At 41.5% G+C, this 21,939-nt stretch carries 20 protein-coding genes; all 20 read right to left on the bottom strand.

The genetic code is table 11. The features are described 5' to 3' along the window. Positions 1–74: 74 nt before the first annotated feature. Positions 75–539: a YlbF/YmcA family competence regulator gene (locus AC58QG_RS01490; RefSeq protein ID WP_497360069.1), complete on the bottom strand. Its 465-nt coding sequence runs from the start codon at positions 537–539 to the stop codon at positions 75–77. Positions 540–575: 36 nt separating this feature from the next. After that, entirely contained in the window at positions 576–2,162 is a 1,587-nt protein-coding gene (gene miaB, locus AC58QG_RS01485) for a tRNA (N6-isopentenyl adenosine(37)-C2)-methylthiotransferase MiaB (RefSeq protein ID WP_497360067.1), read from the bottom strand. A 153-nt stretch (positions 2,163–2,315) separates the two neighbouring features. Continuing rightward, positions 2,316–4,742 (bottom strand): EAL domain-containing protein, encoded by a 2,427-nt coding sequence (locus tag AC58QG_RS01480; protein ID WP_497360065.1) that lies wholly within the window; start codon positions 4,740–4,742, stop codon positions 2,316–2,318. 290 nt (positions 4,743–5,032) lie between these two features. Continuing rightward, positions 5,033–5,602, bottom strand: coding sequence for a phosphate propanoyltransferase (gene pduL, locus AC58QG_RS01475; protein ID WP_497362756.1), 570 nt, complete (start codon positions 5,600–5,602; stop codon positions 5,033–5,035). Positions 5,603–5,700: 98 nt separating this feature from the next. After that, positions 5,701–6,567: a 2-oxoacid:ferredoxin oxidoreductase subunit beta gene (locus AC58QG_RS01470; RefSeq protein WP_057315638.1), complete on the bottom strand. Its 867-nt coding sequence runs from the start codon at positions 6,565–6,567 to the stop codon at positions 5,701–5,703. After that, entirely contained in the window at positions 6,555–8,303 is a 1,749-nt protein-coding gene (locus AC58QG_RS01465; RefSeq protein ID WP_497360063.1) for a 2-oxoacid:acceptor oxidoreductase subunit alpha, read from the bottom strand. The genes AC58QG_RS01470 and AC58QG_RS01465 overlap by 13 nt, the downstream gene beginning before the upstream one ends. 208 nt (positions 8,304–8,511) lie before the next feature. Then, the gene (locus AC58QG_RS01460) at positions 8,512–9,453 is read right to left on the bottom strand and encodes a dipeptidase (RefSeq protein ID WP_497360061.1); all 942 of its coding nucleotides are present in this window, start codon (positions 9,451–9,453) and stop codon (positions 8,512–8,514) included. A gap of 144 nt (positions 9,454–9,597) precedes the next feature. Next, a complete protein-coding gene (locus tag AC58QG_RS01455; RefSeq protein WP_028558349.1) occupies positions 9,598–9,858 on the bottom strand; it encodes a stage V sporulation protein S in 261 nt (86 codons plus the stop codon). Positions 9,859–9,972: 114 nt separating this feature from the next. Beyond that, entirely contained in the window at positions 9,973–10,767 is a 795-nt protein-coding gene (locus tag AC58QG_RS01450) for a TIGR00282 family metallophosphoesterase (RefSeq protein ID WP_497360059.1), read from the bottom strand. 118 nt (positions 10,768–10,885) lie between these two features. After that, positions 10,886–12,424: a ribonuclease Y gene (gene rny, locus AC58QG_RS01445; protein ID WP_497360057.1), complete on the bottom strand. Its 1,539-nt coding sequence runs from the start codon at positions 12,422–12,424 to the stop codon at positions 10,886–10,888. A 381-nt stretch (positions 12,425–12,805) separates the two neighbouring features. Then, the gene (locus AC58QG_RS01440) at positions 12,806–13,498 is read right to left on the bottom strand and encodes a regulatory protein RecX (RefSeq protein WP_497360055.1); all 693 of its coding nucleotides are present in this window, start codon (positions 13,496–13,498) and stop codon (positions 12,806–12,808) included. A gap of 75 nt (positions 13,499–13,573) precedes the next feature. Then, the gene (recA, locus tag AC58QG_RS01435) at positions 13,574–14,617 is read right to left on the bottom strand and encodes a recombinase RecA (protein ID WP_056625124.1); all 1,044 of its coding nucleotides are present in this window, start codon (positions 14,615–14,617) and stop codon (positions 13,574–13,576) included. Between the two features lie 171 nt (positions 14,618–14,788). Continuing rightward, the gene (locus tag AC58QG_RS01430; protein WP_497360053.1) at positions 14,789–16,039 is read right to left on the bottom strand and encodes a competence/damage-inducible protein A; all 1,251 of its coding nucleotides are present in this window, start codon (positions 16,037–16,039) and stop codon (positions 14,789–14,791) included. A 113-nt stretch (positions 16,040–16,152) separates the two neighbouring features. Beyond that, entirely contained in the window at positions 16,153–16,737 is a 585-nt protein-coding gene (pgsA, locus tag AC58QG_RS01425; protein ID WP_056625118.1) for a CDP-diacylglycerol--glycerol-3-phosphate 3-phosphatidyltransferase, read from the bottom strand. Beyond that, positions 16,734–18,062, bottom strand: coding sequence for a 30S ribosomal protein S12 methylthiotransferase RimO (gene rimO / locus AC58QG_RS01420; RefSeq protein WP_497360051.1), 1,329 nt, complete (start codon positions 18,060–18,062; stop codon positions 16,734–16,736). Before rimO ends, pgsA begins: the two co-directional genes overlap by 4 nt. A gap of 128 nt (positions 18,063–18,190) precedes the next feature. After that, positions 18,191–18,682: a YajQ family cyclic di-GMP-binding protein gene (locus tag AC58QG_RS01415; RefSeq protein WP_497360049.1), complete on the bottom strand. Its 492-nt coding sequence runs from the start codon at positions 18,680–18,682 to the stop codon at positions 18,191–18,193. Between the two features lie 146 nt (positions 18,683–18,828). Next, entirely contained in the window at positions 18,829–19,704 is an 876-nt protein-coding gene (locus tag AC58QG_RS01410) for a helix-turn-helix domain-containing protein (protein ID WP_497360047.1), read from the bottom strand. A 51-nt stretch (positions 19,705–19,755) separates the two neighbouring features. After that, positions 19,756–20,553 carry a DUF3388 domain-containing protein gene (locus AC58QG_RS01405; RefSeq protein WP_497360045.1) on the bottom strand — a complete coding sequence of 266 codons (798 nt, stop codon included), beginning with the start codon at positions 20,551–20,553 and terminating at the stop codon, positions 19,756–19,758. 90 nt (positions 20,554–20,643) lie between these two features. Beyond that, positions 20,644–21,492 (bottom strand): hypothetical protein, encoded by an 849-nt coding sequence (locus tag AC58QG_RS01400; RefSeq protein WP_497360043.1) that lies wholly within the window; start codon positions 21,490–21,492, stop codon positions 20,644–20,646. A 93-nt stretch (positions 21,493–21,585) separates the two neighbouring features. Then, positions 21,586–21,837, bottom strand: a complete 252-nt coding sequence (locus AC58QG_RS01395; protein WP_497360041.1) for a DUF3243 domain-containing protein — start codon at positions 21,835–21,837, stop codon at positions 21,586–21,588. Positions 21,838–21,939: the final 102 nt, after the last annotated feature.

Genomic DNA, 21,939 nt, shown 5'->3' with positions numbered 1-21,939 from the left:
GGAAAAAATCGCCACTCAAGTCAAGCTGTTGCTGTGCTCGTTGAGGGCGATTTCTTACCTTCTACATGGCAATCTTAGTCACAAGAAGTCGGTGCTTCTGCCGCGCCAGCTTCAACATTAATTTTCTCCGAAATCGTGTCTCTGACTACTGACATGACAAGTTGAAGCAAGTAGTTAATATCCTCTTGCGTTTGTTTAAACTCGTTCACGATCGGAATCCCATCTAATTCATCTTGAAGAACTTCGATCTCATTCTCAATCTTTTCCACCATTTTCTTGTTTTGGAACGTTTCAAAAGCAACAATCTCTTTTTGCTTTTTCTTAATTGAACTAATCAGCCCTTGAATATCAGGATTTGTTGCGATTTGCTTTTCAGCTTTTTGATAGAACTGAACTTCATTGGAAGTTGTAAGCAAATTAGCTAATTCTTTTGCTTTTGCCAAAATATCTTCACGAACGATCATTTCTGTATTCGTAAATTCCTCTACTTGAAATGCATGAGGCTGATTATCATTATGTGTATGATCACATTGGGACATTTCTTAACACGCTCCTATTTATCCTGTTCGATATTATTAAACGGACATTTGAAGAGGCTCTTGTACAATCTCGCCTTTCAAAATCCACGTTTGTGCATGAGTCACTTTCACATCAACCATTTGACCAATTAAGGAAGGATCGCCTGTGAAATGGATTAGTTTATTCGTACGCGTACGGCCAGCAAGCACATCCGTATTATTCTTGCTCTCACCTTCAACCAAGACTTCAACGGTTTGATTTAGCAAACGCTCATTACTGTCTTTACTTAGCTTATTAACCAGCTCATTCAGACGGTATAACCGTTGCTTCTTCACTTCCATAGGCACGTTATCTTCCATCTCAGCTGCAGGTGTGCCTACTCTCGGAGAATAAATGAAAGTAAACGCAAAATCAAAACCAACTTCCTCGTACAACGTCATCGTATCCTCGAACTGCTCATCCGTCTCACCTGGAAAACCAACGATAATATCCGTCGTTAACACAACATCAGGCATCGTAGCTTTGATTTTGCCAGCAAGCTGCAAATAATGATCTCTCGAATACTTCCTGCTCATCCGTTTCAATACTTCCGTATTGCCAGCTTGCACAGGTAAATGGATGTGCTCAACGAGATTACCTCGTTTGCCTAATACCTCAATCAAGCGGTCATCGAAATCGCGCGGATGCGAGGTTGTGAAGCGAATACGTGGAACATCAATCTTACGAATATCGTCCATCAAATCAGCGAAAGTGTACGTTATATCTTCAAAGTCTTTGCCATAGGCATTGACATTCTGTCCAAGTAGCGTAATTTCCTGAAAGCCCTGGCGAGCCAAATCCCTGACTTCTGCCAAAACGTCTTGCGGTCTACGGCTTCGCTCTTTACCACGTGTATATGGAACAATACAGTACGTACAGAACTTATCGCAGCCGTACATAATGTTAACCCAAGCACGGATACCTTCCCGTTTTTTGGGGAGATTTTCTACGATATCGCCTTCTTTGGACCATACCTCCACAACCATTTCTTTGTTGAAATAGGCATCCTTCAAAAGGCTTGGCAAGCGATGAATATTATGCGTACCGAAAATCATATCGACAAAAGCATGCTTTTGCATAATCCGATTAACGACGGATTCTTCCTGAGACATACATCCACATACACCAAGAATTAGTCCTGGCTTTTGCGCCTTTAACGTTTTCAAATGACCAAGCTCACCGAACACTTTATCTTCAGCATTCTCGCGAATTGCACATGTATTCAACAAGATGACATCTGCAATCTGCTTGTCTTCCGTGGCCGTATAGCCCATTTGCTCGAAAAGGCCCTTCATAACTTCGGTGTCATGCTCATTCATTTGACAACCATACGTTGTGATTAAATAAAATTTATCCCTGCCAAACTGCTGCATATCTTCCGGAATGGTAAAATCGTAATGAACCTGAATGTCCTCTTTACCACGTTGCTTCTCATCCTTATAATTGGGTGCAGAATTGATTTGGATATTCCGACCCTTAATTCGATAAGTCGTTTTGCCCTCTTCTTGACTTAACACTTTCGCATCCGAGAAGTCAAAGTATTTGGAGTAATCCTTAACCTTGTCGGATTTTAAGTCCGATGTATTTTGGTTCTCCTTTGGCATGATGAATTCACTTCCCTTTATCTATAAATATAGCTCTTAATTGTATTAACCCAATATCAAATTATAGCACAAAAGATACCTGTATATCCATATTGGTTCCATAACACGAGGATTAGAAAAACCTTCTCTGAAGAGAAGGCTTAGAAATCACGATTAACCATACGTATATTGTTGTTTCATAATACCCGTCATCTCCTGCGCAGGTACTGGTCGGCTAAATAAGTATCCTTGCGCTTCATTGCATTCTTTTTGCAATAAGAATTGAAGCTGCTCCTTCGTCTCTACGCCTTCTGCAATTACTTTTAAATCCAAATTATGAGCCATTGAAATAATCGTATGTACGAGTGCTGCATCCTTGATATCCTCAAACATATTTCGGGTAAAAGATTGGTCGATCTTTAAGCTGTCGATTGGAAAAAGTTTTAAATAATTCAAGGAAGAATAACCCGTACCAAAATCGTCGATCGATAAAAAGATACCCATTGATTTTAGTTCGTGCATGGTCTCTATTGCATACTTGGAATCTTGAATAATACTTTCCGTTAGCTCAAGCTCTAGATATCGGTGATCTAGTCCACTCTCATCTAAAGCCTTACTCACCATATCTATTAAATTGCTCTGCTTAAATTGTCTAGATGATATGTTGACGGCCATACGAATTGGCGTAAAACCCTGATTTTGCCATTCTTTATTTTGGCGGCAAGCCTCATTTAGCACCCATTCACCAATTGGGATAATTAATCCTGTTTCTTCTGCTAAAGGAATGAAATCAGCTGGAGATATCGGTCCCCACTCCGGATGATGCCAACGAATTAATGCTTCAGCGCCGATAATCTTACCGGAATTCACATCAATCTGTGGCTGATAGTACACTTTAAATTCATTTCGCTCCAAAGCTTTGCGCAACCCGATTTCCATCTGCATTTTTTTGGTCACAGCTTCGTTCATCTCAGGCGTATAAAACTGGAAATTGTTTTTACCAAGTTCTTTCACCCGATACATCGCGGTGTCTGCATTCTTAATTAATGTCTCAATATCTCCACCATCCGAAGGATAGATGCTAATTCCAATTGAGGGAGTAACAAATAACTCGTGATCAAGGATGTTAAACGATTCTGAGAATATTCGTACCATTTTGTTCGCATTCTTTATCATCTCATCAGCGGTAGTGTTCGTCCAAAGAACTATAAACTCATCGCCGCCTTGCCGCGAAACCGTATCGCCTTTGCCGATGCACGCCTCAAATCGTTTCGCTACCTCTATCAATAACTTATCGCCCATGGCATGACCAAGCGTGTCATTAATATACTTAAACCGATCCAGATCAATAAACATAATACCAATGCTTTGTTGATTTTCATGAGCTTGATCTAACGCTTGCTCGAGACGATCATTCAATAATAGACGATTAGGCAGACCTGTTAGTGGATCACGATACACCATTTGATTGATTTTTTCTTCTGCCCTTTTTCTTTCTGAAATATCTCGGATGATGCAACTGAAGTAGGTGCTTCCTTCTTCTTTCCAAACAGCAACCGATAATTCAACTGGCAACTCAGTTTGATCTTTTCTTAATCCTTGCAATTCATGTGTTCTACCTAGCTCAATCGTATCCTGTGAAGCTAGAAGAATCTCCAACCGTTCTTGATGAACCGCTAGATAACGATCCGGAAAAATACTGTGAAGCTTTTCACCAATGAGCTCCCCTTCTTCGTAGCCAAAAATGAGGGTTGCACCTTTATTCCAAGAAATGATCGTTCCTTTGTTATCTGCCAAAATAATTGCGTCATGCGCTGATTCCACGACAGAACGAAACCTTTTCTCCGACATTAACATCTGTGATTCAAATCGTCTATCAATAAACGTACTGACAAATGACAGCCCTAGAATGAACAAGATGCCAAAGCCTATTAAATAAGCTAACAAGGTAGTATCAAAAGTAAGCTCAGTTGTCACATGTGCATGCTCATGTTTGAAGGTTGCAGCTGCCATGCCCGTATAATGCATACCACAAATGGCTACGCCCATGATCAACGAACTTCCTAATTTCCGCAACAAAATCCGTGGCGAGCTTGCATTTTGCTTTATCGAAAATAATAACAGGAGTGCAACTAGTGAAACAACATAAGCAATGATAGCAGAAAGCCCCCATAGAAAGGGATTATATATAATTGTTGCGCCCATCACCATCGCTTCCATGCCAATGTAATGCATAGAAACAATTCCTGTAGCAATAAACGTCGCACCGATGAATACGTGTGATTTGCGCATGATAGGTCGGCTGATAATATGCAAGGCTAACCAAGATGCAAACAGCGCGGGTATAATCGAATAAATTACCGTAGACAATTGATAGGTGACGGCTATAGGTAAATGGAAGGCTAACATCGCAACAAAATGCATCGACCAAATGCCCATTCCCATGGCAAATGCTCCACCAGCCAGCCAAGCTTGTCTCGTTGAACCTTTGGCCTTATGAATTCGAATGCCAAGATCCAATGCAGCGAACGAGGCAATAATAGCAATAAGGATTGAGAAGATGACGAGTGGTAAGTTATACGTACTTGAGATTGTTTCCACGATGTTGTCTCCTAACTTTAGGCATTAATAATAACAAACCACAGGAGTCATTTCCTGAAAAATTAGCCTAACCCTACGTTAAATTATTGGTTTCTATAGACAATCATCTTACCATGATTTAAATACTGCCACTATATGTTTACGTCGAATATACTCGAAAACATGCAAATCTTACATCTTAACGTAATTTTAATGTAAAAAATGCAAATAAAAAACATCCTTTACATGTCTGTCAAAAGGATGTTTTCATTTGCATAATTAATCTGTTAAATAATTAATGACATTAATTTTTAAAGGAGAAGCTCTGCCTCGTCTCCTGTTTTAACGCCTGCTGCATTGCCCTCATCTGTATCAATATGCATATCCAAAGCAAATTGGTCCGAAATACGTGCAATCACATCTTCCAAAATTAATGGCCGTTCTCCACGTAATTTAACACGAAGAAGTTGTTTATCTTGAATCCCCCATTGAATTGCATCTGAAGTATGGAAATGGATATGTCTCGCAGCAACGATAACCCCTTTTTCTAAGGTAACTTCCCCTTTTGGCCCGACCACACGTAATCCAGGTGTATCTTCAATTTTACCTGATTCACGTACCGGCGGATGAATCCCTAAAGAGAAGGCATCTGTGCGTGAAACCTCGATTTGTGTTTGCGGCCGTATCGGACCTAGAATTCTGACTTTATCAAATTGGCATTTGGGACCAACAATGGCAACAGTTTCTTGCGCCGCGTATTGCCCCGGTTGCGAAAGGTCTTTGAATACCGAAAGCTCATAACCATCACCGAAGAGAGTGAATAAGTCGTTTTTGGACAGATGTATATGTCTTGCTGAAACTCCAATTGGAATCATGGGCATAGTCGAAATCGTCCTCTCATTACGTTCATAGTTTTCAGTATTGCCGCTCGTCAAAAAAGGCATACGGAATTTCACCGTATGCCTTCAAAGGAAATTGTTTATTTAAACTCTGTAAGCAATTTGCTGAAGTCAGCCTCGGAAAGCTTAAGATCTTGTTTAGTAAGACCTTCTTTAGCAAAGCTAGGAATGGAATCTTCGTAGCTCTTTTTATCTTTGTTTTGGTAGATGATGCCCGTTAACATGGAGTTTGTTTCCATGATCTTCGTCATCGCCATAACACGATTTGTATAATCATAGTCTGGAATCTCATCCAAATCTACGATGTTCTCTTTGAACCAGTCATATGTGTTTACTTTATTAAAAGTTACACATGGGCTGAATACGTTGATCAAGGAGAAACCTTTATGGTTCAAACCAGCTTCAATAACAGCTGTTAACTGTTTCAAGTTACTGGAGAAAGATTGTGCTACGAAAGAAGCACCAGCAGCCATAGCAATTTCTAGTGGTGAAATTGCAGACTCAATTGTACCTGATGGTACACTTTTCGTTTTGAAGCCTTCCGCACTACGTGGAGAAGCTTGACCTTTTGTCAAACCATAGATTTGGTTATCCATAACGATGTAAGTTACATCAATGTTACGACGAATAGCATGAACAGTGTGCCCCATACCAATTGCAAAGCCGTCTCCGTCTCCACCAGAAGCAATAACTGTCAAATCGCGGTTAGCCATTTTCACGCCTTGTGCGATAGGCAGGGATCTTCCGTGAATACCATGGAATCCGTATGCGTTGATGTAACCGGAGATACGTCCAGAACATCCGATACCTGAAACGATTGCTAAGTTTTCTGGCTCCAATCCTACGTTAGCTGAAGCACGTTGAATTGCCGCTTGTACGGAGAAATCTCCGCATCCAGGACACCAGTTAGGCTTTACATTGTTACGAAAGTCTTTTAATGTTGCCATGCTAAAGTCAACTCCTTACATTTTTGTTCGATTTCTGCTGGCAAGAATGGGTTACCGTTATATTTAAGTACGTTCTTGATTTTATCTGCATGACCAACATGCAATTTAATTTGATCTGCCAATTGACCTGTAGCATTGTTTTCAACAACGATAACTTGTTTCGCTTTTTCAACAAGCGGGCGAAGTTGGTCAGCTGGGAACGGATGAATCAAACGAACAGTTGCGTGATTGGTTTTGATACCTTCCAATTCAACACGACTTCTAGCTTCATCAATCGTTCCACCCGTTGAACCCATACCAATAATAAGTAGATCTGGATTCTCATGAGGAGCATCAAATTTGATTGCGTCCGTTACTTGAATGTGTTTCAATTTCTCAAGACGCTTATCCATCATACGTTGACGGTTTTCAGTGCTTTCCGAAGGACGACCCGTTTGGTCATGCTCTACACCTGTTACGTGATGAATACCGTGTTTAACGCCTGGAATTACACGTGGTGAAACACCGTTCTCAGTGAACTCATAACGTTTAAACAACTGATTTGGTTCTTGTTCAGGTGCTTCAGTTACTAGCGTTCCGCGGTCGATTACGATGCGGTTGTAATCCAGCATTTCTGCGGATTGTTTACCTAGAGAAAGCTGAAGATCTGTCATTAAAATAACAGGTACTTGATATTTCTCAGCTAGGTTGAAAGCTTCGATTGTATCGTAGAAGCACTCTTCGATCGTGCTTGGGGACAATACGATTTTCGGGATTTCACCATGTGTTCCGTAAACCATCGCGTTCAAATCGGATTGTTCTTGTTTCGTTGGTAGACCTGTACTTGGACCACCACGTTGTGTATCTACGATAACTACTGGAGTCTCTGTCATACCTGCAAGACCAATAGCTTCCATCATTAGGGACAAACCAGGACCTGCTGAAGCTGTAAGCGCACGAGCACCCGCGTAGTTAGCGCCGATTGCCATTGTACATGCTGCAATTTCATCTTCTGTTTGAATAACAGTTCCACCTAATTTAGGAAGTACTTTTTGCAAGTATTCCATTACTTCAGATGCTGGTGTAATTGGATAAGCTGGCATGAAACGGCAACCTGCAGCAACAGCTCCAAGAGCGATTGCATCATTCCCGATCATGAACAATTTTTGTTGTCCATCAGCAGGCTCAAGTTGGAAGTCAGCGATAGGTCCGCCAGCAAGCTCAAGTACGGATTCCGCACCTTTACGAACTGCCTCGATGTTCTTCTCAACAACCGCTGCACCTTTACGTCCAAATTCTTCTTCAACTGCTTTATTAAACACGTCAATCGGCAAGCCAAGTAGAGCCCATGAAGCGCCTGACGCGGCCATGTTCTTAAATAGGGAAGTTCCTAATTCCTCTGCGATTGCAGTAATCGGCACTGGGAACAATCTAGCTTTGATTCCTTCAGGTAAAACAGGGTTAAATTTAGCATCCGCAACGATAACACCATTGTCGCGAAGTTCGTGTGCGTTGAAATCGATACTTTCTTGGTCAAAAGCAACAAGAATATCTAAATCGTCTGAAATTGCGCGAATCGGCTTGGTGCTGATGCGAATCTTGTTATTTGTATGTCCCCCCTTAATCCGTGAAGAGAAATGACGGTACCCATACAAATAGTAACCGAGACGGTTCAATGCAGTAGAGAAAATGCGGTCTGTACTTTCGACCCCTTCACCCTGCTGACCTCCGATTTTCCAAGATAACTGACTAATCACCGTACGTCCACTCCTTTTGATTGTAGCTGCGTGAAGAAAATTTGATAAGCTGATTGTTTAGTAATTTAAGATGTTCAATAAAAAATTTCTTTCACTTGTCATCCAAATTCTATGCCTTTACAGAGTAAATTGCAAGAGGTTTCAACGTTTCTAAAAGATAGAGTTTTTAGATTGTATCCATATCAATATTAGATTGATTTCCACTTATTCATTGCGGAAGGTTCTGCAACATGAAATTACGCCAGTTCCCATACAAAAATGCCTCCACCTGCGACTCCGTATAGTTTTTACACAAAGCTTCTATAATATTTCCGTAATCTCCAACATGTCTTAAATCTTTTACCCACTGTTCGATCCCATCAAAATCCGATCCAAATCCTACATGGGACTCCCCGCCTAATGCACAGATATGATCGATATGTTTCAGAATCGAAGAGATCTGAACCGTAGTATTTATGTTCTCTAAAAAGTAAGGAACAAACGTAATTCCCATCAAACCTTTACATTGGATGATAGCTTTAATTTGATCATCTGATAAATTTCTTGGATGAGGACATAGGCGATAGGCGTTTGAGTGTGAAGCAATGAATGGTTTATTGTAAATCTCAACAAGCTCCCAGAATCCAGCAACAGAAAGATGGGACACATCGACTATTATACCCATACTTTCTATTTCTCTTAACATGAGCTTCCCTTTTTTTGTAAAACCGCCTTTTCTATGCTCCATAATGCCATCAGCCGCCCAATTCGCGTAGTTCCATGTGAGTCCTGCACAGCGTACGCCTAAATGATATAGAATTCGTAAGTATGTAAAATTGCCAGCGATTGCATCCATTCCTTCCAATGTTAATACAGCTCCAATCTCCTGGGTTTGCTCCAAGGCTAACCAATCTGATGCGGATCGTATAAATCTCATTTGTGGATGGCTTGTAATCTTCTGATGGAATATATCTATCATTTGCAAAACATGTTCAAAACTTGGATTGGGGATGGATTCTGAAAGATAGATAGCAAAAAATTGCACTTTAACACCTGCCTGCTGTAACTTCGGAAAGCTTACATCAAGCTCTAAGCCTTCTTGGTTAAAATCAAGCTTCGTATGCTGATATAACTTCGTTAATGCGTCACAGTGTCCATCTACAATTCTCATCCAATAACCGCCTCTCAACTTCGAAAATAAGTGCCTAGACAGCACAAAAACCTCTATACAGAGGTTTCATAGGTACTGTGATAACATTTCGTTTGAACTGGTTGTCAGTCATGAAAGTCAACACTTATACAGTTGCCTTACCGTCTACCGAGGCTCGACAATCAATTTAATAGCTGTCCGGTCCTCCCCATCAATAACGATATCCGTGAAGGCTGGTACACATATTAAGTCGACTCCACTAGGCGCCACAAATCCTCTTGCGATAGCTACTGCTTTGATGGCTTGGTTCAATGCGCCTGCACCTATCGCTTGAAGCTCAGCGGCTCCACGCTCACGCAATACGCCTGCCAATGCACCTGCTACGGAGTTTGGATTGGACTTTGCTGAAACTTTTAATACATCCATGAATAGTACCTCCTCGGAAATGATGGATAGCTTCCAATACCAATCATATTCGCAAGGTTGACTAAACATGCTAACTCATCCCATTTTAACTGATACTACCGACACGCTTGCTAACTAATCCATAAATACCTGATCTTCATCATATCGGATCAAGTTAATCCCTTTCGCCAATCCTGTTTGATCATTTAATTCAATGACAACAGCATGGAAATGCCATTTCCCTTCATCTGTAATGAAACGAACTGGGAGCTGCGTTTTGAACTTCTGAAGTACGGCTTGACGCTCTACCCCTAGAATGCCATCACGAGGCCCTACCATCCCCACATCCGTCACATATGCTGTCCCTTGAGGCAATACACGGTTATCATTCGTTTGTACATGAGTGTGTGTTCCAACGACCGCAGACACCCTGCCATCCAAATGCCAACCCATAGCTATTTTCTCCGAAGTAGCTTCCGCGTGAAAATCGACAAATACAAATTTATGTTTTTTCTTATCGCCTTCCAAGATTTCATCCACTTTACGGAATGGACAATCAATAGGGGGCAAGAATGTTCGTCCTTGTAAATTGATAATAAGAAGTTCTTGGTCCTTCACTTTTATTACTGTATGCCCCCTACCGGGTGTCCCTGGCGGGAAGTTCGCAGGACGAACCATTTTATCGTCTCGATCAATAAAATCGAAGATTTCTTTTTGATCCCATGTGTGATTTCCCATTGTAATAGCTTGAATGCCCATTTCATATATTTCTTTGGCAATTGCAGCTGTAATGCCTTTGCCCGCGGCAGCATTCTCCCCGTTAGCAATGAACACGGCATGCGGATGTAATTGCTTCAGTCTTGGCATGATATTTTTCAATGCTTTTCTTCCGACAGAACCCACGATGTCACCAATAAACACAATTTTCATAACGTAAAACTAGCTCCTTTATATGACCGAATTTATCTAAGTTGTCTTGTAGGTAGTCTGCATTCGGCCTTGAAAATAAGGAAAAGTGGCTATAATAGCCACTTTTCGCATTTGGTACTTATTTAGCGTATTCAACTGCTCTTGTTTCACGAATGACCGTAACCTTAATATGTCCTGGATAATCGAGTTCACCCTCGATTTTCTTCGTAATATCACGGGCTAAACGGAACGCTTCAGTGTCATCCACTTTCTCTGGCTGCACCATGACGCGAACCTCACGACCTGCTTGAATGGCGTATGATTTCTCAACACCTTCAAATGACTCTGAAATCTCTTCCAGCTTCTCAAGACGCTTGATATACGTTTCTAGCGTTTCTCTACGAGCACCAGGTCTCGCTGCTGACAATGCGTCTGCAGCACCGACTAGCATGGCAATTACAGATGTTGCTTCCACGTCTCCGTGATGTGAAGCAATACTGTTAATAACGATTGGATGCTCTTTGTACTTCTTGCCTATCTCAACACCGATTTCGACGTGAGACCCTTCAACTTCATGGTCTAACGCTTTACCAATGTCATGAAGCAGCCCGGCACGTTTCGCCAAAGTTACGTCTACCCCGAGCTCTCCGGCCATTAAACCAGCCAGATACGCTACTTCCATGGAATGTTTCAACACGTTTTGTCCGTAACTTGTTCTGAACTTCAGGCGCCCCAAAATTTTGATCAAGTCAGGATGCAAACCGTGAACCCCAACTTCAAACGTCGCTTGCTCCCCATATTCGCGGATACGTTCGTCCACTTCTTTGCGGGACTTCTCAACCATCTCTTCGATACGTGCTGGATGAATACGTCCATCCGCCACAAGTTTCTCAAGTGATGTACGAGCAATTTCACGACGGATTGGGTCAAAACCTGATAAGATTACTGCTTCTGGCGTATCATCAATAATGAGGTCAATACCAGTCAATGTTTCCAATGCACGGATATTTCTACCTTCACGACCGATAATGCGGCCTTTCATTTCTTCATTAGGCAACGAGACAACTGATACCGTGGTCTCAGCTACGTGATCTGCCGCACAACGCTGAATAGCAAGTGTGATGATCTCACGCGCTTTCTTATCGCCCTCTTCTTTGGCTTGTTGTTCAATCTCTTTGATAAGCTGCGCAGTTTCATGACGAACTTCTTGCTCTACATTAGTAAGAATAATGCTTTTCGCTTCTTCCATAGTAAGACCAGAAATTCGTTCCAATTCGGAAACTTGGCTTTTATACAACTGATCAATTTGTGTTTGTGTATCCTCGATTCGCTTCTCTTTGTTGGCTACTAACTCTTCTTTACGCTCGAGAGATTCTAATTTTTTATCCAGCGATTCCTCTTTTTGCAACAATCGTCTTTCTTGTCGTTGTATTTCATTCCGACGTTCACGAATGTCTTTTTCAGCTTCGGACCTAAGTTTGTGAACTTCGTCCTTTGCTTCCAGAACCGTTTCTTTTTTCAGTGCTTCTGCTTCCTTTTTGGCAGATTCTCTTATCTGCTCAGCGGCCGTTTCAGCACTGGAAATTTTCGCTTCTGCAAGAGATTTACGGATAAAATAACCAATCCCTAAGCATGCAGCTCCAACAACGAGAATGATCGCGATCCAGATGACAGTCATCTTGTTCACCTCCTCGTTGGTTTCTCCAAGGTGTTAGCCTGGGGTACCTTCGGTTTTTTAATCCGATTTAATTGTTTGACTAGTCATACATACCCTTAATTAGTAAGAGTATGGCTTTTAAATGAATGCGCACAGTGCGTTAGGGCACTATAGTGCTAATAATCCATAATCAACAGTGTAAAAATTGGCGGTTTTTACAGCTGCCCTCTCAAAATCAATGAAATTAGTATGATTTTGAATACATTATGAAAATATACACTGTTATTTTATCTTTTGTCGAAGAAGCTTGTCAAGCGATTGTCCAAGAGTTGATCATTTAGACCCAAAATACTTGGAGATATATTTAATGACATTAAATAATATAAGAATTAATTAATGCCATTAACTTTCATTAAATTCATCTTCAATAAAATCCATTTCCTCATCATCAGTTTCATTACTGATCAATCCCAAAACCTTTGTAACAATAGAACCTGTATATCCCCTTCGCATTAGAAATGCCGCAGTCTTACGCTTTCTATCCATCATCTTTCCTGACGTTTGCTTCCATTTCGTTCTCGCTATTTTCAATGCACCTGCATACTCATCTTCAGGATCAATTGATTCCATGGTACTTTTAACCACATCTTGATGAATCCCTTTTTGTTGAAGTTCTTGTCGAATTAGATTACGCCCTTTGCGTTGAGCAACCACTCGGTTGTCCGCCCACATCTTCGCGAATTCTTCATCATTGACGTACTTATTTTCAATAAGTTTGTCACTCGCCCAATCTATGATAGGTGCTTCAAATCCCTTTTCTTTTAACTTACGTTTCACCTCTGAGATGGAATGCGGACGTCTTCCAACCATATGGAGTGCCTTCACATACGCCAAATTTCGCTCTTCATCTAAAATAATAGCTTCAATCGCTTGCTGGTATAGAGATTCGCCTTTGTTCAGACGGTGCTTGATCAGAATATCTTCATGAACAGAAAAAGCGTACTCTTCATTTAGATAAATGTTATAGCGATGTCTTCCTTGTTTTTGCTTTTCCACCTTGGTGATTACCTGTAACTCTTCCTCTTCGTGATTCATATCAACAATCTCCCAAATGGAGAAAAAGCACCCCAACACAAGGTTAAGGTGCTTCTTCTATCCTATATTTCAAACCTATTCAAAAGCTGTTTCCAACTCATCTTCTTCTTCATCCATGTTCGGACCAACCACTTTAATCAAGTTGCTGTTTTCTCTAATTCTAAGTTCAATCGTTTCGGAGATCGCTTTGTTATCCTTCAAGAATTGCTTCGCGTTCTCACGACCTTGACCAAGACGTTCACCTTCATAGGAATACCAAGCGCCGCTCTTATTCACGATATCCAGCTCAGTTCCGATATCAATAATGCTACCTTCACGTGAGATGCCTTCACCATACATAATATCGACTTCAGCTTGTTTAAATGGAGGTGCTACTTTATTCTTAACGACCTTAATTCTCGTACGGTTACCAACCATGTCATTGCCTTGTTTGATGGTTTCAATACGACGAACATCCAAACGTACAGAAGAGTAGAACTTCAACGCACGGCCACCTGGTGTCGTCTCTGGGTTACCAAACATAACGCCAACTTTTTCACGCAATTGGTTGATGAAAATAGCAATAACTTTAGATTTATTAATTGCACCTGATAGCTTACGAAGAGCCTGTGACATCAAACGTGCTTGAAGACCTACGTGAGAATCCCCCATGTCGCCTTCAATTTCCGCTTTAGGTACTAGAGCTGCAACAGAGTCAATTACAATAATATCTACCGCGCCACTTCGAACAAGTGCTTCCGCGATCTCTAGAGCTTGCTCCCCTGTATCTGGTTGGGAGAGAAGCAATTCATCTATATTAATACCAAGCTTACTTGCATAGGAAGGATCCAACGCATGTTCTGCATCGATAAACGCAGCTTGTCCACCTACTCTTTGTACTTCAGCAATTGCGTGTAGTGCTACAGTTGTTTTACCTGATGACTCTGGTCCGTATACTTCAATAATTCTTCCGCGTGGGAATCCACCTATTCCAAGTGCGATATCAAGGGCAAGCGCGCCCGAAGAAATCGTTTCAACTTGCATATGTGTAGATTCTCCTAGCTTCATAATGGAGCCTTTTCCGAACTGTTTCTCAATTTGACGTAATGCGTTATCAAGTGCGGCACGACGATCTGACAAAACGACCACTTCCTTCTATCATTATAGGTATATGATAACTTGTTTTGGCATGTTTGCCAAGCATTTTTTCGAACATACATTCGTTTTTATTTGCGAGCAAACAAAAAACCGTAACAAAGTTATCGCTTTGCTACGGTTCTTCCGTCAACTAACTCTGATTATAGAGGATTTCTAGTTTTCTTTCAACTGTTTCCACAATTGATAGAGAGCACGCTTAGCAGCTCTTTGTTTGATGAACTCTCTGTTTCCAGAAAGTTGGAGGGTAAATACTTCGGTCTTTGCATGTTTTTGTGCCAATCCAACATAGACAAGCCCCACAGGCTTCCCTTCAGACGGGCTTGGACCCGCCACACCAGTCACCGAGATGCCAAAGTCACTACCAATCCTAACAAGCAGCTCTTCGGCTAAAATGACTGCTGTTTCGCTGCTAACAGCACCTGGAGCGCCTTCCCCCTCCAAAACTTCCATAGGAACACCTAACAGCTTATGTTTTAGAGCATTTGAGTAAACGATGATACCGCCAAGGAAAGATTCTGAGCTGCCTGGTACCGCGGTAATTAAATCACTGAGTAAACCTCCCGTACAACTCTCAGCAACTGCCAATGTTTTCTTACTTGCTGCTAGCAACTGCAAAACAGTTGTCTCGATAGGAACGTCCTGGTCCGCATAGAGATACTCACCTAGTCGATTGTTAATTTCTTGTTCTGTTGCTTTCAATTTCAGCTCGCCTTCAGCAGCGGTATGTGCACGCGTTGTTAAACGAATCGTGACTTCCCCCTCTTTGGCATATGGTGCAATTGTCGGATCAGACTGCTTTTGAATCAAATCCAATAGTTGATGCTCTAAGTTGGACTCCCCGATCCCTGCAAACTTCAACATTTTCGAATACAATGGTACTTCATCCGTCATTAATAATTGAAGCCAAGGCACCGCATAATTCATAAACATCGGTTTCATTTCTTTAGGCGGTCCGGGTAAAAGTACGAAATGTGTCCCGTCGTATGTAAGTGCATTACCGACTGCCAAACCAGTATCATTCTGCAAGGGATCGCTGCCTTCTAGCATAAGGGCTTGGCGACGATTGCTTTCCACCATATGAATCCCTCTTGAAGTAAACAACGCGGTAATTGCCTCCATCGAAGGCTCATGAAGCACCAATTTACGCCCTGTAAATGAAGCTAATACATCCTTGGTCAAATCATCTTGCGTTGGCCCTAAGCCACCTGTACAAATCACTACATCAGCTCGTGATGCAGCTAGTTGGAGACTTGCTAACAACCGCTGTTCATTATCCCCAACGACAGTTTGAAAGTAAATATCAATCCCTAATGCAGCACATTCTCTTGATAAGAACTGCGCATTGGTATTCACGATTTGACCAAGCAGCAACTCTGTTCCTACTGCAATGATTTCAGCTTTCATCGACTGGAACCTCCTTAAAATGAGAAAACCTCTAACGTGATCGCTCGTTGTTGATCGACCGCATGTAGAGGCAGGTTTATTTGGATGTAGAAAAACAATATTAGGTTGCCCTACTATGATTTTTCCGAAAAATCTATGACATGCTTATTTTTAACGAAATATTCCACACCTGAATAAACGGTAATAATTGCTGCAGCCCAACTCGCTATTACATCAAAGGGAAAATCTAGGAACGTAAATGGAAAATTATTGATTAGCAGTGCAATGATAGCCGTAATCTGAGCCGCCGTCTTCGCCTTACCCCATTTGCTGGCCGCCATAACAGTACCTTCTAAGAGCGCAATTTGACGAAGTCCAGTAACTGCCCACTCTCTGCTAATAATGACAATAACAATCCAAGCATCAACTTTATCCATTTCTACTAATGAAACAAGTACAGCGGTAACAAGCAGCTTGTCTGCCAAAGGATCCAATAGCTTGCCCAAATTCGTGACAAGATTACGTTTCCTAGCGATGTAACCATCTAAGCTATCTGTACTCGCAGCAATAATAAAAATTAAAGCAGCAATAATTTGATTATACGTTATGCTAAACTCCTCTATCCGTATTTGAGGAAATTTTACCTTAATCAACAAAAAGAACATGATGATTGGTACTAATAAAATTCTCGCTACGGTGATGCGGTTAGCTAAGTTCATGCAATTACCTCCCCGGATAAGTCAAACTCATAGGAGTGGGTAATACGAACCTTCGCAAGTTCACCAATATTCAATTTCGCGTTCGACACGAATACTTCACCATCAATTTCAGGTGCGTCGAATTGGGAACGACCGATATAAACGTCGCTTCTGCCATCGTATCTTTCAATTAGCACGTCAATTTCTTGACCAATTCGGCGACCGCCGCGGATATTCGAAATTTCACGTTGAATTTCCATAATCGCATTGGCACGGTATTCTTTAACATCATCTGGAACTTGATCCGGCAGTCTTGCTGCTGGCGTATCATCTTCCTTGGAGTATGCAAACACACCAAGACGATCGAACTGAACGTCACGCACGAATTGTTTCAAGTTCTCAAAATCTTGTTCAGTCTCGCCAGGGAAACCAACAATCAAAGACGTACGCAGGGCAACATCCGGAATGGATTCGCGAATTTTCCGAACGAGTTCGCGTGTATCCTTCTGCCGACCTGGTCTGCGCATGCGTTTAAGAATGGAATCTTCACTATGCTGTAAAGGCATATCAATGTACTTACATACTTTAGGATTCGTTGCCATCACTTCAATCAGTTCATCACTGAAGAAGCCTGGGTATGCATAGTGCAGACGCACCCACTCAATACCTTCAACTTCACTTACTTTGTTCAGCAAAGTAGGAAGCATGAAGCTATCATAGAGATCCGTACCATAGTTTGTAGAATCTTGAGCGATTAAACTGATTTCTTTAACCCCTTGAGAAGCAAGATTCGCTACTTCAGCAACGATAGATTCCATACTTCTGCTTTTGAAGCTACCACGCATAATTGGAATAGAACAGAATGTACAAGCGTTATCGCAGCCTTCCGCAATTTTCACGTAAGCCGTATAACGTGGTGTCGTCATCAATCTAGGCAGGTCAGCGTCATAGTTAAATACCGGATTCCCTACTAGAACCGGTTTCTTCCCTCTAAGCGCTTCATCCACAATATGATTAATTTTATCAAAATCGCCCGTACCCACAATGCCATCAATCTCAGGCATCTCATCCATCAATTGCTTTTTGTATCGTTGTGTTAAACAGCCCGAAACAATAAGCGCCTTAAGATTCGCTGTTTGCTTCAGTTCTGCCATATCCAAAATTGTATTTACGGATTCTTCTTTAGCCGCATCAATGAACCCGCAAGTGTTCACAATAATAACTGTGGCATCTTCCTTGTTGTCGACAAGTTGAAAACCACGGCCATGAATTAAACCTGACATAATCTCGGAGTCAACTAAATTCTTCTCACATCCGAGAGTAACTACTTTAACCTTTTCTGTCATGAAAGAAACAACCTCCAATAGTCCTAAAAAACACTCCCTACCAGTATAATACAAGCCCAATGGGGTGTCAAAATGTAAAAACCCCCTGCATCCAGGGGGTTTTCCATACACAAACCTTATTTTCCTGATTATTTCATATTAACAAACTGCAAATCCAATGGAATATCTGCTTTCCGAAGCAGAGCAATAACGGCCTGTAAATCGTCACGACTCTTCCCAGTTACACGGATTTGATCACCTTGAATTTGCGTTTTCACCTTCAACTTTGAGTCACGAATCAATATGTTAATTTTCTTGGAGTTGTCTTGATCAACACCTTGTTTCATGCTAATTTTCTGTCTTACAGTGGAACCAGCGGCTGGCTCTACTTTGGAATATTCGAGATTTTTAATGGAGATTCCACGCTTCGTCATTTTTGCATGCATAATATCAAGGACGTTCTGAAGCTTAAACTCATCATCCGAAGTGACAACAAGTTGATCTTTGTCTAGTTTAATACTGCTTTTACTTCCTTTAAAATCAAAACGGGTCAAAATCTCTTTCTCCGCTTGTTGAATCGCATTATTTAGTTCTTGCATATCTACTTTGGATACAATATCAAACGAACTCTCTGAACTCATCTACATCCCAACATCCCTTCCATCAAATTACATTAGCATTATAGCAAGAACACATAAAAAAGGAAATATCCAACCGCCAATGGCTTCGAATATTTCCCTATCAAGCTATTTTAATTACCCGGGAAAGCGCAGGAACTGCCAAATTGCTAGCTTTTTTGCAAATTCAGTTGAACCCGCTTCGGATTCGGCGTATCTCCAACAGGTACGAGTGTGCCGTTGACCATGAGCTGCAACGCACTAGCTGCGCCAACATTTAAGTAAGCCGAACTCGCTAATTCAAATGTATCCGTATCACCAGCATTATACAGCTTCTGTCTTAGCAAAGCTCCCTTCTCACCCTCAGGAGTTAATGCATTAACAGCGATCCAGCAAGATCCTGTGATCTTAAATTGAATATTCAAATTCGCAGTCCCTGTAATAATGTAGTTATCTACACCCTTTTCATTAGCGCTGAATTTAACCTGAACGGCAGGCGGTGTAGGTGTCGGAACTGGTGTGGGTGTTGGCGTTGAAAGAACCGTCGCTTTGCCATCCCCCGTGGCATTAACAGATGTGCTCGGCGAAGGATTCGTCGAATCCGTAATGCGCGGCGATTGCGATTGTGCAGGCTTCTCATCCGCTGGCGTTCCCTTATAATTCTTATATGTATAGTAGTATACGATCCCAAAAATAAGCAAAATAAAACAAACAAACATAAGACTGGAAGCCCAGCGGCTCATCTTTTCAGTATTACGAACACTTGATCTATTCTTGCGAATCGCTTCGACAACAGGCTTCTCAATCGTAGGGGCAGGAAGCGTCGACTGATACATATTCAGAACTTCATTCGGATCAAGCCCCAAGGCTTCCGCGTAACTTTTGATAAAAGCCCTCACATAGAAACTCCCTGGTAACACCTTGTAGTTTCCTTCTTCTATAGCTTCTAGATAGCGTTTGCGGATCTTGGTTACTTCTTGAAGATCATCCAGCGATATCTTCTTTTCCAGACGTGTTTTGCGCAAAATATAGCCTAAGTCAGACATATGGTCACCTCCCCGAAGGAATTATGGATCCTGTTATTGACGTTTCAACGGTTAAAAAGGTTCGGACGTATACGTAAATGAATCATAGTTAATTTCTTCATCCGGGCTATTCCGAAGCTCAATGATATAATCAAAGTGATTATAGGTGTATTCCGATTCGCGAATAAAAATGTCTGGATGCTCGATAACTTTCGTCGAAGGCAGACCCATTATTTCTTGTAAAAGGCTGTAATGCTTTTCATTGGAACGAATCGTTGAAACGATGCCATCAATGATATAAACATTGTTAGGGGCCATTTCATCCTCAGAAAGCTGGCTGCGAACCGTTTGCCTTAATAATGTGGAAGAAACGAAAGTCCAACGCTTATTCGCGCATACACTGCCAGCGATGATTGACTCTGTTTTACCAACACGAGGCATACCACGCAGTCCTACAACTTGATTACCTTCCCGCTTGAATATCTCACCAAGAAAATCAACTAATAGGCCTAGCTCGTCTCGCGTAAATCGAAACGTTTTGCGGTCGTCGGAATCGCGTTCAATATACCTACCGTGACGAACAGCCAGTATGTCAACTAATTTAGGGGGTCTCAAAGCAGTAATAGTAATATTATCTACTTTTCTCAACATTTTACCCATTAAATCAATTTTTTCTTCATCATTTGTTTGTAACAGCATACCGCGTGTACGATCTTCAACCCCATTAATCGTTACGATGTTAATATCCAGCATCCCCATCAATGAAGCTATATCACCTAATAAACCAGGACGGTTCTTGTGAATTTTATACTCCATATACCATTCTTTAACGTCCAATTCTTCCACCTCATCATCGTCTCTGTCACACATATCTGTAAATAAACTAGGCTGTTTACGTCCTTTTAATTAATTTCTACAAATTCCGCCAATTTCCTTCTCAAAAACCTCACAAAACGGACATTATTTCATTTTTAGTTCCTTTAGCTCTTGTGGATTGTAGGTTTGGATGCCTTTTTGCCACGCATGCGTTTTCATCATGGCAAGTCGATTATCCAAAACCTGCGGCCAATTTAGATCGGCGGTTAGTGCACCTGTAAAATCCATCACCGAGACTCCAAGTGATTTGGCTCTCTGAAGTTGCGCTTCCTCCACGGGGCTGTAAAAAACAACCCAAGATGCATGATGCTGACGTACTTGAAAAGTCAATTGCTGAAACCATTGAGTGTTGTTTAGCAAAACAATGTGATCAGCTTCTTCTGAAGGCGCCCAATTAGACGGAATTGGACGGTCAGCTTGTGTTACCCATTCTATGACCACATTTTGAAAAACGAGATCTTGAATCGTCTTGTTTTTCAGAGTTTCCATCTGTTGAGGATCTAATTGCAGCAATGCTGCCTGTTCGTTCACAGTAACTGCACTGCCTGAAGCAAATGGCTGACTTTGTAAAAATGTCCATTTGCTCGAAGATAGACCTAACGTCATCTTTTCATTAGCCGAAGGGAAAAGCTCATTTCCAACAACGTATATGTAATCATATGATTTCGTTTTCAACTTTGAAACCACATTGTCATCCAAGGCGTTCAAATCTTTCACCCAGTCATATGCAATCGAATTCGCGTCTCGCCAACTCTTGAGAGCTTGACCTAGGGCTTCTTTCGCAGATGGTGTTAACCCTGCACTAGATAGCATCAAAACAGACATTTTCTGATCAAGCAGTTCTTGCTTAATGACTGGAATTCCACGGTTCCCGCAACCTGCAAGTAAAGATAATAAAATGATTATAGTGAGTAAGAATCGTTTCTTGTGCATAAAGTGATAATTCCTTTCCAGCTTCTAAAGCATGCAAAAGCCTCCGAAAGAGGAGGCTTTCACATCATACCCTATTGAATTGTAAAACGGTTATTAACCTTTGTCTACTAATTTTACCATGAGGCGCGCAAGAGTGTGCTTTTCCTGATCATCCCCAGCATCCCACAACTCTTTGAGAACTCGTTCTTGCTCATTTTGAGGATCAACCTTGTCTGCCAAGAACTCCCCAATTTGAAAAGCGAGCTTGGAGATGGTTTCATCACTCATCCCTGCATGTCCAGCCTGACTCACGCGTTCAGCCAAAAATTCTTTCCATTTGTCGAACACCTTAAGTACAGTAGCCATTGTAAGAAGCCTCCTTTGAGTTATGAGAAATGGTCATTACATACGTAATATGCGCTTCTCAAAACGGAATTATGCGTGGGCTTCATTGCCATCAGTTCATGT

Source organism: Paenibacillus sp. J22P169, from assembly GCF_059691995.1.
This window is presented reverse-complemented; position numbering and strand designations above follow the sequence as displayed.

Coding starts and splice junctions, on each gene's coding strand:
- AC58QG_RS01490 (WP_497360069.1), bottom strand. CDS start 539: ATGTCCCAATGTGATCATACACATAATGATAATCAGCCTCATGCATTT.
- miaB (WP_497360067.1), bottom strand. CDS start 2,162: ATGCCAAAGGAGAACCAAAATACATCGGACTTAAAATCCGACAAGGTT.
- pduL (WP_497362756.1), bottom strand. CDS start 5,602: ATGCCCATGATTCCAATTGGAGTTTCAGCAAGACATATACATCTGTCC.
- AC58QG_RS01470 (WP_057315638.1), bottom strand. CDS start 6,567: ATGGCAACATTAAAAGACTTTCGTAACAATGTAAAGCCTAACTGGTGT.
- AC58QG_RS01460 (WP_497360061.1), bottom strand. CDS start 9,453: ATGAGAATTGTAGATGGACACTGTGACGCATTAACGAAGTTATATCAG.
- AC58QG_RS01455 (WP_028558349.1), bottom strand. CDS start 9,858: ATGGATGTATTAAAAGTTTCAGCAAAGTCCAATCCAAACTCCGTAGCA.
- AC58QG_RS01450 (WP_497360059.1), bottom strand. CDS start 10,767: ATGAAAATTGTGTTTATTGGTGACATCGTGGGTTCTGTCGGAAGAAAA.
- rny (WP_497360057.1), bottom strand. CDS start 12,424: ATGACTGTCATCTGGATCGCGATCATTCTCGTTGTTGGAGCTGCATGC.
- AC58QG_RS01440 (WP_497360055.1), bottom strand. CDS start 13,498: ATGAATCACGAAGAGGAAGAGTTACAGGTAATCACCAAGGTGGAAAAG.
- AC58QG_RS01430 (WP_497360053.1), bottom strand. CDS start 16,039: ATGAAAGCTGAAATCATTGCAGTAGGAACAGAGTTGCTGCTTGGTCAA.
- pgsA (WP_056625118.1), bottom strand. CDS start 16,737: ATGAACTTAGCTAACCGCATCACCGTAGCGAGAATTTTATTAGTACCA.
- rimO (WP_497360051.1), bottom strand. CDS start 18,062: ATGACAGAAAAGGTTAAAGTAGTTACTCTCGGATGTGAGAAGAATTTA.
- AC58QG_RS01415 (WP_497360049.1), bottom strand. CDS start 18,682: ATGAGTTCAGAGAGTTCGTTTGATATTGTATCCAAAGTAGATATGCAA.
- AC58QG_RS01410 (WP_497360047.1), bottom strand. CDS start 19,704: ATGTCTGACTTAGGCTATATTTTGCGCAAAACACGTCTGGAAAAGAAG.
- AC58QG_RS01405 (WP_497360045.1), bottom strand. CDS start 20,553: ATGTGTGACAGAGACGATGATGAGGTGGAAGAATTGGACGTTAAAGAA.
- AC58QG_RS01400 (WP_497360043.1), bottom strand. CDS start 21,492: ATGCACAAGAAACGATTCTTACTCACTATAATCATTTTATTATCTTTA.
- AC58QG_RS01395 (WP_497360041.1), bottom strand. CDS start 21,837: ATGGCTACTGTACTTAAGGTGTTCGACAAATGGAAAGAATTTTTGGCT.